General features: G+C 63.8%; 14 protein-coding genes. 7 read left to right on the top strand and 7 right to left on the bottom strand.

Annotated features, from left to right (window positions below; genetic code table 11):
- The 5 genes from EOA36_RS13215 to EOA36_RS13195 all read right to left on the bottom strand — a co-directional run.
- Positions 1 to 279 (bottom strand): hypothetical protein (locus EOA36_RS13215; protein WP_127278022.1); only part of this gene is annotated, 279 nt, incomplete at its 3' end.
- 86 nt (positions 280 to 365) lie between these two features.
- On the bottom strand, positions 366 to 1,349 hold the full coding sequence (locus EOA36_RS13210; RefSeq protein WP_127278021.1) for a 2-hydroxyacid dehydrogenase: 984 nt from the start codon (positions 1,347 to 1,349) through the stop codon (positions 366 to 368).
- Positions 1,346 to 2,368, bottom strand: a complete 1,023-nt coding sequence (locus EOA36_RS13205) for a LacI family DNA-binding transcriptional regulator (RefSeq protein ID WP_127278020.1) — start codon at positions 2,366 to 2,368, stop codon at positions 1,346 to 1,348. The genes EOA36_RS13210 and EOA36_RS13205 overlap by 4 nt, the downstream gene beginning before the upstream one ends.
- 65 nt (positions 2,369 to 2,433) lie before the next feature.
- Positions 2,434 to 3,318 carry a DMT family transporter gene (locus EOA36_RS13200; RefSeq protein ID WP_167531481.1) on the bottom strand — a complete coding sequence of 295 codons (885 nt, stop codon included), beginning with the start codon at positions 3,316 to 3,318 and terminating at the stop codon, positions 2,434 to 2,436.
- Positions 3,319 to 3,511: 193 nt separating this feature from the next.
- The gene (locus tag EOA36_RS13195) at positions 3,512 to 3,919 is read right to left on the bottom strand and encodes a DUF2000 family protein (RefSeq protein WP_127278018.1); all 408 of its coding nucleotides are present in this window, start codon (positions 3,917 to 3,919) and stop codon (positions 3,512 to 3,514) included.
- Between the two features lie 53 nt (positions 3,920 to 3,972).
- Between EOA36_RS13195 and EOA36_RS13190 the strand changes: the two genes are divergently transcribed.
- Positions 3,973 to 4,842, top strand: a complete 870-nt coding sequence (locus EOA36_RS13190) for an AraC family transcriptional regulator (protein ID WP_127278017.1) — start codon at positions 3,973 to 3,975, stop codon at positions 4,840 to 4,842.
- 12 nt (positions 4,843 to 4,854) lie between these two features.
- On the opposite strand, the gene EOA36_RS13185 is transcribed toward EOA36_RS13190, so the two are convergent.
- Positions 4,855 to 5,325, bottom strand: a complete 471-nt coding sequence (locus EOA36_RS13185) for a MarR family winged helix-turn-helix transcriptional regulator (protein ID WP_127278016.1) — start codon at positions 5,323 to 5,325, stop codon at positions 4,855 to 4,857.
- 409 nt (positions 5,326 to 5,734) lie between these two features.
- Between EOA36_RS13185 and EOA36_RS13180 the strand changes: the two genes are divergently transcribed.
- The 4 genes from EOA36_RS13180 to EOA36_RS13165 all read left to right on the top strand — a co-directional run bounded on the left by EOA36_RS13180 (position 5,735) and on the right by EOA36_RS13165 (position 8,760).
- Positions 5,735 to 6,805 (top strand): GTP-binding protein, encoded by a 1,071-nt coding sequence (locus EOA36_RS13180; protein ID WP_127278015.1) that lies wholly within the window; start codon positions 5,735 to 5,737, stop codon positions 6,803 to 6,805.
- An 80-nt stretch (positions 6,806 to 6,885) separates the two neighbouring features.
- Positions 6,886 to 7,164 carry a DUF1778 domain-containing protein gene (locus tag EOA36_RS13175; protein ID WP_027142795.1) on the top strand — a complete coding sequence of 93 codons (279 nt, stop codon included), beginning with the start codon at positions 6,886 to 6,888 and terminating at the stop codon, positions 7,162 to 7,164.
- Positions 7,161 to 7,688 carry a GNAT family N-acetyltransferase gene (locus tag EOA36_RS13170; protein WP_127278014.1) on the top strand — a complete coding sequence of 176 codons (528 nt, stop codon included), beginning with the start codon at positions 7,161 to 7,163 and terminating at the stop codon, positions 7,686 to 7,688. Before EOA36_RS13175 ends, EOA36_RS13170 begins: the two co-directional genes overlap by 4 nt.
- Positions 7,689 to 7,785: 97 nt before the next feature.
- A complete protein-coding gene (locus EOA36_RS13165; protein WP_127278013.1) occupies positions 7,786 to 8,760 on the top strand; it encodes a WD40 repeat domain-containing protein in 975 nt (324 codons plus the stop codon).
- A gap of 15 nt (positions 8,761 to 8,775) precedes the next feature.
- Here the strand turns inward: EOA36_RS13165 and EOA36_RS13160 are convergent, their stop codons facing one another.
- Positions 8,776 to 9,228, bottom strand: a complete 453-nt coding sequence (locus EOA36_RS13160) for a hypothetical protein (RefSeq protein ID WP_127278012.1) — start codon at positions 9,226 to 9,228, stop codon at positions 8,776 to 8,778.
- 151 nt (positions 9,229 to 9,379) lie between these two features.
- Between EOA36_RS13160 and EOA36_RS13155 the strand changes: the two genes are divergently transcribed.
- The gene (locus EOA36_RS13155; protein ID WP_127278011.1) at positions 9,380 to 10,759 is read left to right on the top strand and encodes an aspartate aminotransferase family protein; all 1,380 of its coding nucleotides are present in this window, start codon (positions 9,380 to 9,382) and stop codon (positions 10,757 to 10,759) included.
- 32 nt (positions 10,760 to 10,791) lie between these two features.
- On the top strand, positions 10,792 to 12,177 hold the full coding sequence (locus EOA36_RS13150; protein ID WP_127278010.1) for a glutamine synthetase family protein: 1,386 nt from the start codon (positions 10,792 to 10,794) through the stop codon (positions 12,175 to 12,177).
- The last annotated feature ends 52 nt before the right edge of the window (positions 12,178 to 12,229 follow it).

Below are 12,229 nucleotides of genomic sequence, written 5' to 3'. Positions count from 1 at the left end.
GATGGCGACCGTTCCGTCGTTTTGCTGGCGCCAGAATTTCACCTGCTCGATGCCTGGCAGGAGCCGTCGGCAATTCGGAGCCACGGTCAACAGCGACAGACCATCCGAGACCGAGGCGCCGCGCGTGACCGCGCAAGCCCCCTCGTCGCCATTGGCGACCAGCCTGTAGGTGTTGGACGGCGTAGCCTCTAGGGCGACGCTTTCGCCATTGCCGTCATGAAACAGTTGAACGCCGCCAACCAAGGCTGCGGCTGCGATTACCGCGGAAAGCGCCTTCATACTGATCTTCACCCATGCATACAGACAGGGTGAAGAATGATTTCAAAGGGTTAAGCAGACGTTAATAAATATGGCAGCCCGACCGCTCAAGGGCGAGCCTTCACATTGACCGTCTCCGGCACCGGCGTCAGCGCCCGGCGCTCGGTGAACCAGGACACCAGATTGTCGACGCAGAGATCGGCCATGGCGCGGCGTGTGTGCTCCGAAGCCGAGCCGACATGCGGCAGCAGAGAGGTGTTTGGCAAGTCGAGCAACGCCTTGGGAACATTCGGCTCGTCGGCGAAGACATCGAGCCCGGCGGCGGCAATGGTGCCGTCGGCAAGGGCGGCCGCGAGGGCCGCTTCGTCGACCGTGCTGCCGCGGCCGATGTTGACGAAGACGCCATTCGCGCCGAGTGCCGACAGGATCTCGGCATTGACCGCTTTCTGCGTCGAAGCTCCGCCGGGCGCCACCGAAATCAGCGTATCGACCGCCTCGGCCAAGCCCTTCAACGTCGGATGGTACTGGTAGGCAAGGGCTTCGACACGACGCCGGTTGTGGTAAGCGACCGGCAGGCCGAAGGCCTCCAGCCGCCCGGCAATGGCCTGCCCGATGCGGCCCATGCCGAAAATGCCGACGCGGCGCGCGCGCAAGGTGAGCCGGCTCAGCGGATAGTTGCCCTTGCGCATCCAGTTGCCGTCACGCAGCCAGGTCTCGGCGCGCGGCAGGTCGCGCACCGTGTTGATCAGCAGCCCGATCGCGGTGTCGGCGACCTCCTCGGTCAGCACGTCGGGCGTGTTGGTGACCATGATGTTCTTCGCCGCCGCATGGCCGACATCGACGGAATCGTAGCCGACGCCGAAAGAGGCGATGAGTTCGAGATTTGGCAACGCATCCATCATCGCCGCGCTGATGCCGGCAAAGGAAGCGACGCCACGTACGGCGCGGCGCATCTCCTCGGTGACCAGCGCCGGATCGGCCCGCTCGATGCCGACGCGCCTGAATGTCCGGTCGATGCGATCGGCGGCATGGCCGCTGAAATCCGATGGCACCAGAATGGCAACGGCTTGCAGATCTTCGGCCCTGGTCATGCACGCTCCACCGGCTTGCCGGTCGACTGGCGCACATGCAGTTCCGGCTTGATCAATTCCTGCGAGGGCCGCACCGTCTGACCGTTGAGCTTGTCGAGCAGCGCGCTGGCGGCGCGGCGGCCAACCTCGCGCTGGCCGTTCCAGACGGTGGTCAGCGCCGGCGTGGCGATCGCCGCCTCCTCGAGATCGTCATAGCCGGTGACGGAGATGTCGATGCCCGGCACCAGGCCGGCGCGCGCAATGCCGTTCATCAGGCCGATGGCGACGAGGTCGTTCCAGCAGCAGGCGGCGGTCGGCCTGTCCTTCAGCGCCAGGAATTGCCCGGCCGCCTCGAAGCCCGCCTGCTTGGTGCGCGGGCCGGCGATGCGCCAGGACGATCTGACTTCGAGCCCCGCCGCCTCCATGGCGTTGACATAGCCCTGGTAGCGATCGCGGCCGGTCGAGGTCTGATCGGTGCCGCCGATCATGGCGATGCGCTTGTGGCCGAGCGAGATCAGATGGTTGGTGGCGAGGCCTGTTCCATAAGAGTCGTCGCCGCGAAACACCGGCACGTCGGCGCCCTCGACGGTGCGTGCGATCAGCACCGCCGGCAGGCCGTTCTCCTCGGCCATGACGATGTCGGACGCGGGCGTGCCGATGGCCGGTGACATGATGACGCCGTCGGCGCCGAGTTGCAGCAGCGTATCGATGAAGGTGCGCTGCTTTTCGAGCTGATCATAGTGATTGGACAGGATGAAGGTCTGCCGGCTGCGGTCGAGCTCGCTCTCGATCGAGCGCAGGATCTCGGCGAAGAACGGGTTCATGATGTCGTGCACGACGACACCGACAATGCCCGAGCGCGAGGTGCGCAGGCTGGCGGCGCGGCGGTTGTAGATATAGCCGATGGCGCGCGCATGTTCCTTGATGCGGTCGCGCGTCGAGCCGGCAACCAGCGGGCTGTCGCGCAGTGCCAGCGACACGGTGGCCGTGGACACGCCAAGCGCATCCGCGATCGTCGACAGCTTGATCTTCTGTGCCAGGCTTTCGCTCCCCGTCGTTTTTTAAACTGTTTAAGGGCGGCCTTATGCCATCGATCGGGGCCAAATCAAAGTTTTTTTGCCAGCGCCTCGGCCTCGACATCCGAGGCGGCGCGGCTGCGCAGCCGAAGCCGGTGTTCGCGATGGACGATGTAGAGGCCGCTGGCGACGATGATGGCGGCGCCGACCAGCGTCCAGCGGTCGGGGAACTGCTTGAAGACAAGCCAGCCGGAAAGGATCATCCACACCATCTGCGAATAGGGATAGGGGGCGAGCGCCGTGGTCGTTGCCCGCCGATAGGCCTGGACCAGCAGCCAGTGGCCGACGCCGCCGAACACGCCGAGCATGAGCAAGACGAACCAGTGCCAGCCATCGTGCGGCAGAGAGAAGGAAAACGGCAGCATGGGCAACAGCAGCACCGCCGGCGCCAGCGCCGAGAACAGGATCAGGCTTTCCGAGGTCTCGGTGGCCGACATGCGTCGCGTCATGATGACATAGAAGCAGTTCGACAGCATCGAGCCGAGCGCAAAGAGGTGTCCGATGCCGAAAACGCCGACACCTGGCCTCGTGATGATCAAAACCCCGGCGAAAGCGGCCAGGATCGCCAGCCACCTCCGCCAGCCGGCCCATTCGCCGAGCAGCGGGCCGGCAAGGGCGGTGATCACCATCGGCCCGAAGAAATAGATTGACGTCGTCTCGGCCAGTTGCAGGGACCGCAGCGCCAGGACGTTGAACATGGTCGAGCCGAACAGGAAGGCGCCACGGATCACATGCGCCGGCAGGTTGACCGGGCGAAACCGCGCCGGCTCGCGCCAGCCCCGCAGCAGCGCCCCAACCAGCACGACATGCACGGCAAAGCGCACCCAGGCGACGATCAGGACGGAGACGCCGGCCAGGACGAGATATTTGCTTGAGGTGTCGAGGAAGGTGAAGAAGACATAGGTGGTCAGCATGCACAGGATCGCCACCGGCGGCGTCGCGCTTTCTGACTGTCTTTGGGAAGGATTCACGTGCAGGCCGGGGAAAAGCTGGGCTGGAGCCCACCTTTGCGGGAATTGTCGCTTGCCGGCAAGCCAATTGTCGCCCGCTGCCGCGCCTGGGGTCGCTGGTACAACAACAGCCGCCGTCAGGCTTAGTCCGCGGGCGCTATGTGTGCATTCGGGCGCCCTTGGTGATCTTGTCGACAACCTTCTTCTCGGCGCGCAGCGCGATGCCGACCACCTTGGCATCTTCGGGCGCGAATTCGGCAAACACGGCGCGGTTGGCGGCGTCGAAGCCGGTGGAAAACATCTCCTCGACATAGAGCGAAGTCGTCACGCCGCGTTCCAGCACACGCCGGTGGATCGCACCGAGCGTCGCCTGGTCGGCCGAGAGCACGATAACCGGCTGGATCGACAGCGGATTGTAGAGATTGCCGGCGCGGTCGCGATAGGGCTCGCCGATGATGTCGGGGAATTGCGCGACGATGCCGCTGGTCAGGAAGGCGGTGACGTTGAGTTTCTGCCAGACGGGCAAGTCTTCTCGCAGTACGATTGCAAATTTCGTATCGAACATGACAAAATGGCCATTCGAGGTTAGGCCCCGATAGCGAGGCTGTGAAGGAGACGATGTTGCACGATCTAGGCAGCCAGGCCTTCGAGGGTCTTGGACGTTTGTGCGCAGATGCCGCTGAAAACTGCATCATCTCGGCTCCCGATCCCGCCGGGATGGAGCGCATCGAGGCCCGGTTTCACGGCAGCGCCTTCGATCCGCATCGCCACGACACCTATGCGATCGGGGTGACGCTGCGCGGCGTGCAGACCTTCCGCTATCGTGGCGCGGCACGGCTGAGCCTGCCTGGCCAGGTCATCGTGCTGCATCCCGACGAATTGCACGATGGCGGCGCGGGCACCGAGGAAGGCCTGCGCTACAGAATGCTCTATCTCGAGCCGTCACTGATGCTCGACTGTCTCGGCGGCGCGGCGCTGCCGTTCGTCAGGGACGGGGTGGTGACGGACGATGCCTTCTGCGCGACGCTGTTTTCGGCGCTCGGGCCGTTGGAGCAGGAACTCGACGAGCTGTTCGTCGACGACTTTCTGGCGCAGCTGATGCAAAGCCTGGCCCGGCATGGCGGCCAGCCGGCAAAGCCGATAGCCGGGACGGCGCGGCGGGCCGCGACGCTGGCGCGCGAGTATCTGACGGAAAACCTCGACCGGCCCGTGCGCTCTGGCGAGTTGGAAGCCGTCACGGGTCTCGACCGCTATGCCCTGTCGAGACATTTCCGCACGGCCTTCTCGACCAGTCCGCATCGTTTCCTGGTGATGCGCCGGCTTCAGCGCGCGCGCAGGATGATCGCCGCCGGCGAGCCCTTGGCGCAGATCGCGATCGAAGCCGGCTTCAGCGACCAGAGCCACTTCAACAGGCAATTCAAGAAAGCGTTCGGCATGACACCGGGACGCTGGTCGTCCTTGATCCATGGAGCTGCCGCGGCAGCCTGATTGCCGAAGAGATCAGTCGTCCGACTCGGCGTCGTCGTCGATCAGCACCAGTTCCTCATTGGAGAGGTTGGCCTCGATGCGGGCGAGCAGCTTGAACAGCGCCTTCTGGTCCTTCTTGTCGAGGCCTTTCAACGCTTGCTTTTCGGTCTTCTTCACCGACTTCTCGATGGCGCGGATGGTTTCACGGCCGGTATCGGTGAGGAAGATATGCGCCTGGCGGGCATCGGATTCCGACGCGCGTTTTTCCAGAAAACCCTGCGCCTGCAGCCGGTTGATGGTCTTGGTGATGGTCGGCGGGCGCACGCCGAGACGCCCGGCGAGATTGCCCGGTGTCTGGCCGTCCTCACGGTCCAGCGCCAGCATGATCTGGTCCTGGCCGGCGTAGAAGCCATGCGCCAGGAGCCGTGCCGCCAGCGCGGTCCTTGCCAGCCTTGCCGCTGAATGCAGCCGGCTCATCGTTGCAGTCTTGTCCGCCTTGGCCATGGTCATCCCTCTTCGGCCGTACCGGTGCGCACAGCATAGACGCAGCCGGCCGGTTGGCAATCGACGATCGAAAGATTCCGGCATTCGAAACAGCTTTGCCGGCAAGCATTGCGGTGTCCGCCGTGGTGATGCCAGATGTTTATTTCAGTTAGATGACAAACGAGTTTGGCGGGGAACGGATTCGCTGCGGCTGCGATCCCACGACCGGCGGCCCCCGGACAGGACGTCGTCTTGATCTTCCATCGCCGGGGCGGCGATGGCTTTTCGCGGCCACGATGTCAGGACGAATCCCAGCCGGCAACTTTGGCCCATGGTTTGCCCGTGCAAAAACCCGGCGCACATCCTATATGGAACCGACAATCCCTTTTCGCGGCCTGGATTTCAGGGCCCAGTCATTTCGAGGCAAGCCATGAGCGACGCACAGACGCAGATTCCCGTAACCGTTCTCACCGGCTATCTCGGCGCCGGCAAGACTACGCTGCTCAACCGCATCCTGTCGGAGAACCACGGCAAACGCTACGCCGTCATCGTCAACGAATTCGGCGAGATCGGCATCGATAACGAGCTGATCGTGGAATCCGATGAGGAAATCTACGAGATGAACAATGGCTGCGTCTGCTGCACGGTGCGCGGCGACCTGATCCGCGTCGTCGAAGGCCTGATGCGGCGACCCGGCCGCTTCGACGCCATCGTCGTCGAAACCACCGGGCTCGCCGATCCGGTGCCGGTGGCGCAGACCTTCTTCATGGACGACGACGTGCGCTCCAAGACCAAGCTCGATGCCGTGGTGGCGCTGGTCGACGCCAAGCACCTGCCGCTGCGGCTCAAGGATTCCAAGGAGGCCGAGGACCAGATCGCCTTCGCCGACGTCGTCGTGCTCAACAAGACCGACCTCGTCACCCCCGAAGAACTCGCCAAGGTCGAGGCAACGATCCGCGCCATCAATCCGGCAGCCAGGATCCACCGCACGACACGCGCCGGCGTGGCGCTGTCGGAAGTGCTCGACCGCGGTGCCTTCGACCTGTCCAGGGCGCTGGAAAACGACCCGCATTTTCTCGAGGCGCATGACGACCATGATCACCATGACCATGACCATGATCATGATCATGATCACGACCATCATCATCACGACCACGATGGGCACGACCACCACCATCACGCGCATCCGTCCGATATCCATGACGTGACGGTGCAGTCGGTGTCGCTGCGCGGCGGCGAAATGGACCCGAAGAAATTCTTCCCGTGGATCGAGAAGATCACTCAGATGGAAGGCCCCAACATCCTGCGGCTGAAAGGCATCATCGCGCTCAAGGGCGATGACGAGCGCTATGTCATCCAGGGCGTGCACATGATCATCGAGGGCGACCACCAGCGGGCCTGGAAAGACGGCGAAAAGCATGAGAGCCGGCTGGTGTTCATCGGCCGCGAACTCGACGCCGAACGGCTGAAGAAGAGCTTTGACGCCTGCCAGGCATCGTAAAGTCGTATTGATGATCTTGAAGGGTTGATGTCGACTTCATGTACACATAGGATGTGTACATGAGTTTGAGGAGATTTCCGATGCCCAGGTCGGCAGACAATAAAACTGAGCGCTATCAAATCCGCATCGCGCCTGCGCAGAAGGCGATGATCGCGCGCGCTGCCGCACTGTCTCATCAGGACGTTACCGACTTCATTCTCAACAAGGTGGTTCCCGAAGCACAGGCGGTAATCGAAGCAGCCGAGGTTGCGAAAGTATCCGACCGCGATTTCACACGTATACTCGACCTGTTGGAGAACCCGCCGAAACCAAATGCCAAGCTCCGAGCGGCGATCGCGGCCTTGCCGGATACTCTGTGACACTTCCGTCCTGGCACGAGGAGCCGATCGCGAAACGCCATGATCGGGCCTCGTTCGATTGCGGCGATGCGCAGATGAACGATTTTCTGCGGCGGTACGCGCGGCAAAGCCACGAACAAAATGCCGCCAAGACCTTCTGTGCGATCGACGATGCGGCTTTGGAGCAGATCCTCGGCTTCTATACGATCGCACCTTCAGCCGTTGCTCATGAAGCCGTGCCCGAGGCGATGACGAGAGGTTTGGCGCGGCACGAGGTTTCCGGCTTCAAACTTGCCCGGCTGGCGACCGACCGCAGAGTCGCCGGACAGGGGCTCGGAAGTCAGCTGCTTGCCGCCGCGGCATTGCGCTGCTTGCGACTGGCCGGCGAAGGTGGCGGAATCCTGCTCATGATCGATGCCAAGAGCGAGCGGGCCGCAAGATGGTATGCCAGCTACGGAGCCGAGCGCCTCCAAGGATCGAATCTGACCCTGGTGATGCCATTGGCGACGTTCGCAACCGATCTGCGGGCGAAGGGGCTGCTTTGATGACAGCCTCTCGCACTTCGCTGATCCTCCGGTTGCCGGAACCGCAAACGTCGAGTAAGCCGCCTCTGTACTGTCATCTAGCTGAACAAAGATAATCATGCCCACAGTCGCCCCGCTCGATCTCGAAGGCCATTGCGTCGCCGCCGTCTTCCTTGGCGATGTGCCGCATTTCGCGCTGGCCGATGGCGCTATCCACCGGCTCGACAATGGCCACAAGACTGTACAGGCCAATGACGGGCTGCTCGCGGCCTTCCATGACGCGGCAAACGACCGGCTGATCACCGGCGGCGAGGACGGCAAGGTGTTTGCCGTGAAAGCCGGAGGTGAGACCCGGGAGGTGGCGAGCGCCGGCAAGAAATGGATCACCAGCGTTGCCGCCGGGCCGCAAGGCGCCATCGCCTATGCCACGGGAAAGACGGCCTTCGTGCGCTTCGCCGATGGCAAGATCCGGGAATTTGCCCATCCGCGCTCGGTCGAGGGGCTGGCCTTCTCGCCCAAGGGGATGCGCTTCGGCGTCGCCCGCTACAATGGCGCGACGCTGCATTTCCCGGCCGCCGAAGGCAAGCCGGTGGAGCTCGAATGGGCCGGCGCCCACACCGGCATCACCTTCTCGCCGGACGGCACCTTTCTGGTCACCACCATGCAGGAAAACGCCCTGCATGGCTGGAAGCTCGCCGACGGCAAGCACATGCGCATGAGCGGCTATCCCGGCAAGGTCAAAAGCCTGTCGTGGAGCGTCAAAGGCAAGTGGCTGGCCAGTTCCGGCGCGCCGGCGGCGATCGTCTGGCCGTTTTCGGCCAAGGACGGGCCGATGGGCAAGGCGCCGCTGGAACTCGGCACGCGCGGCAACGCCATGGTGACGGCGGTTGCTTGCCACCCGAGCCAGGATGTCGTCGCCGTCGGCTATGATGACGGCATGGTTATGGCCGTGCGCTTTTCCGACGCCAAGGAAGTGCTTTTGCGGCGCCCGGGCAAGGGCGCCATCACCGCGATGATGTGGGACAAGGAAGAACGCCGCGTCGCCTTCGGCAGTGCCGCCGGCGACTGCGGCGTCATCGACATCACTGCCTAGTTTCGAACCAGCGGATTACTCGGCGCCGCAGGAAACCTTGCCGGTCAGATCGACCGGCTTGCCATCGCTGTCCTTGTCGGCCGTGCTGTCATAGACGGCGAGCTTGTAGTTTCCATCATAGACGCCTTCGTCGCTGGCCTTGGTCAGGATCGTCAGTTCGACCGAACTGTAGGTCTTGGCCACCTCCTGCTCGCGGTAGATGTTCAGCCGCAGTTCCTTGTTGTCCAGCCAGTACTGGGTGAGGTTGGAGTTCTCAAAAATGGTCTTTCGCAGCTGATCGCCGGCGGGCCTTGCCTTGATTTCGAGATCACCGCGAAAATTGAAGGTCGGGCCGCCCATCCCGGTGGTGACGCCGGCATCGACCTGGAATTTGACCAGTGGATCATCGACGGAGCACCAGATGCCGCCGGTGGCGAACGCCGTACCGGTCGACAGGAACAGTATCGTCACGCAGATGATCGTCCGCATTTCCCTTGCCCAATTACCGTCCACATTGGCGCCGACTTCGCACGGAGCGTCAAGCGCCGCCGGCCAAGGCTGAGCCAATGCAGAACAGACGCACGGCCAATTGCCGTTGCGGAGGTGGATTGGCTAAGAGGAATGAGCCAGAGGGGTTTTCATGCACAGCAGCGATAGTTCAAAGACCATCGGCGGCATCAGCCGCGACCGCATCGCGCACTTGCGTGAGACGGAAGGGGCTGCCTTCCGCAAGGCGCGGCCGAAATCGCAGGCCAAGGTCGGCAACGGCCTGCCCGGCTTCTTCGGCGGCGTGCCAATGCACTGGATGAATGACTGGCCGACGCCGTTTCCGATCCTGGTGGACAGCGCCAGGGGCGCCACGATCACCGACGTGGACGGCAACAGGCTCGACGATTTCTGCCTCGGCGACACCGGCTCGATGTTCGGCCACTCGCCGCTGGCAGTGGCACGCGCCATTCGCCGCCAGGCCGGGCGCGGCCTGACCTATATGCTGCCATCCGAAGATGCGCTGGCCATCGGACCGCTGCTGCAGCAGCGCTTCGGCCTGCCGTTCTGGCAGATCGCGACGACGGCGACCGACGCCAACCGCTTCGCGCTGCGCGTCGCCCGCGCCATCACTGGACGGGAGAAAATCCTGGTCTTCAACGGCTGCTATCACGGCTCGGTGGACGAGACGATGGTGCGGCTGATCGACGGTATCCAGGTCAACCGGCCAGGACTGGCGGGCGAATTCCGCGACCTGACCCGTATGGCCAAGGTCATCGAGTTCAACGATGTCGCCGCACTGGAAGCCGCGCTCAACGACAGGGATGTCGCTTGCGTCATCGCCGAACCGGTGCTGACCAATTCCTGCATGGTGCTTGCCGATCCCGGCTACCACGAGGCGCTGCGACAGTTGACCCGTGCTGCCGGCACGCTGCTTTTGATCGACGAGACGCATACGATCTCGACCGGCCCGGGCGGTTACACCAGGAAATATGGGCTGGAGCCGGACTTGTTCGTTCTGGGCAAGCCGATTGCCGGCGGCGTGCCGGCGAGCGTCTGGGGCATGAGCCATGAAGTCGCTTCGCGCTATGCCGACTACAACAGGACGAAAGAGCCTGGCTATTCCGGCATGGGCACGACGCTGTCGGCCAACCCGCTGCAGTTCGCCGCCATGCGCGCCACGCTCGAGGAGGTGATGACGCAGGAGAATTACGACCGCATGGATCATCTGGCGCGCCGGCTCGATGCCGGGCTGACCGGCGTGATCGACCGTTACCGCCTGCCCTGGCATGTCGCCCGTGTCGGGGCCCGTGTCGAGTTCATCTGCGCGCCCGGTCCGCTGCGCAATGGCGCCGAGGCGGAGGGTGCGCATGCGCCGGAACTCGAAGCCGCCATCCATGTCGCGCTGGTCAATCGCGGCGTGCTGATCGCACCCTTCCACAACATGATGCTGATCTCGCCGGCGACGTCAGGTGCCCAGGTCAACCGGCTGATCAGCGCCTTTGGAGCGGTTGCGGCAAAGCTTGCGGCATGAGACAAGCCCCTCAAGCCAACCCGAGTTCCATCATGACTTCACCTTCGGGCTCGACGCCCACCGAGGCGCAAGCCTTCCTCGACGCCCATCCCGAGATCGAGGCCTTCGATATCGTGCTGACCGACGCCAATGGCGTCGGGCGCGGCAAGATCGTGCGCCGGCACGAGCTGAAAAGCATTTTCGAAGGCGGCCGGCATATGCCGATCTCCATCCTCGGCCTCGACATCACCGGCGAGGATGTGCACGAAACCGGGCTGATCTGGGACAGCGGCGACGGCGATCTCCGGGCCTGGCCAATTCCCGGCACGCTGGTGCCGCTTTACGGTACGAATCCGCCGCGCGGCCAGGTGCTGATGGCTATGTATCATCTCGACGGCCAGCCAATGTCGTCGGACCCGCGGCTGGCGCTCGCCCGGCAGGTCGATATACTGGCTGCCAAGGGCCTCCATCCGGCCGGCGCCTTCGAACTCGAGTTTTTTCTGCTGGCCAATGAGCGTGATGCCGATGGCAAGGTGCAGCCGGCGCGCGCGGTGCTCGATGGCCGCGTCTCGGGCAAGACCGAAGTCTATTCCGTCGACCATCTGCATGGCATGGAGCCGCTGTTCTCCGACATTTACGCCGCCGCCAAGGCGCAAGGCATTCCGGCCGAGACGGTGATCTCGGAATATGCGCCTGGCCAGTACGAGCTGACGCTGAACTACCGCAAGGACGTGATGCGGGCGGCCGACGATCTGGTCATGCTGAAGCGGCTGGTGCGGGCGCAGGCGCGCCGTCACGGTGTCACCGCCTGCTTCATGGCCAAGCCGATCGAGAAATATGCCGGCTCCGGCATGCATTTCCACGTGTCGCTGCAGGACAAGGATGGCCGAAACGTCTTTTCGGAAGCCACCGGCGAGAACTGGTCGCTGCCGCTGCTGCGTGGCCTTGGCGGCCTGATCCAGACCATGGCGGAATCGATGCTGGTGTTTGCGCCGCACGCCAATTCCTGGCGCCGCTTCGTCTCGCAATCCTACGCACCGGTGGCGCCGACCTGGGGCGTCAACAACCGCTCGGTGGCGCTGCGCGTGCCGGCGGGCGATGCGAAAAACCGGCGCATCGAGCACCGGCCGTCCGGCGTCGACGCCAATCCCTATCTGATCGCCGCGACGGTGCTCGCCGGCATCGTCAAAGGCCTCGACGAAGGGCTCGATCCGGGCCCCGAAACGACCGGCAATGGCTATGAGGCTGCCGTCACCCGTACGACGATGCCAGCCGATTGGCGCGCGGCAATCGAAGCGGCCAGGGCGTCCAGTTTCCTAAAGGGCGCGCTCGGCGAGGACCTGCACCGCACCTTCGTTGCGATCAAGCAGTCCGAATACCTGCGCGTGGCCCGCACGGTCAGTGAACTGGACTATCACCTCTACCTGCACGAAGTCTGACGGCTGGGCGACCCGGCGGCGATCACTTTTTCGCCGTCACCATCAAATGAGA

The sequence above is a fragment of the Mesorhizobium sp. M8A.F.Ca.ET.021.01.1.1 genome, from assembly GCF_003998025.1.
Lineage (GTDB): Bacteria > Pseudomonadota > Alphaproteobacteria > Rhizobiales > Rhizobiaceae > Mesorhizobium.
This window is presented reverse-complemented; position numbering and strand designations above follow the sequence as displayed.

What these genes read in the sequence shown, in the direction of transcription:
- EOA36_RS13190 (WP_127278017.1), top strand. Translation starts at nt 3,973, where the DNA reads ATGTTGCACGATCTAGGCAGCCAGGCCTTCGAGGGTCTTGGACGTTTG.
- EOA36_RS13165 (WP_127278013.1), top strand. Translation starts at nt 7,786, where the DNA reads ATGCCCACAGTCGCCCCGCTCGATCTCGAAGGCCATTGCGTCGCCGCC.
- EOA36_RS13195 (WP_127278018.1), bottom strand. Translation starts at nt 3,919, where the DNA reads ATGTTCGATACGAAATTTGCAATCGTACTGCGAGAAGACTTGCCCGTC.
- EOA36_RS13155 (WP_127278011.1), top strand. Translation starts at nt 9,380, where the DNA reads ATGCACAGCAGCGATAGTTCAAAGACCATCGGCGGCATCAGCCGCGAC.
- EOA36_RS13200 (WP_167531481.1), bottom strand. Translation starts at nt 3,318, where the DNA reads ATGCTGACCACCTATGTCTTCTTCACCTTCCTCGACACCTCAAGCAAA.
- EOA36_RS13150 (WP_127278010.1), top strand. Translation starts at nt 10,792, where the DNA reads ATGACTTCACCTTCGGGCTCGACGCCCACCGAGGCGCAAGCCTTCCTC.
- EOA36_RS13160 (WP_127278012.1), bottom strand. Translation starts at nt 9,228, where the DNA reads ATGCGGACGATCATCTGCGTGACGATACTGTTCCTGTCGACCGGTACG.
- EOA36_RS13210 (WP_127278021.1), bottom strand. Translation starts at nt 1,349, where the DNA reads ATGACCAGGGCCGAAGATCTGCAAGCCGTTGCCATTCTGGTGCCATCG.
- EOA36_RS13180 (WP_127278015.1), top strand. Translation starts at nt 5,735, where the DNA reads ATGAGCGACGCACAGACGCAGATTCCCGTAACCGTTCTCACCGGCTAT.
- EOA36_RS13175 (WP_027142795.1), top strand. Translation starts at nt 6,886, where the DNA reads ATGCCCAGGTCGGCAGACAATAAAACTGAGCGCTATCAAATCCGCATC.
- EOA36_RS13185 (WP_127278016.1), bottom strand. Translation starts at nt 5,325, where the DNA reads ATGGCCAAGGCGGACAAGACTGCAACGATGAGCCGGCTGCATTCAGCG.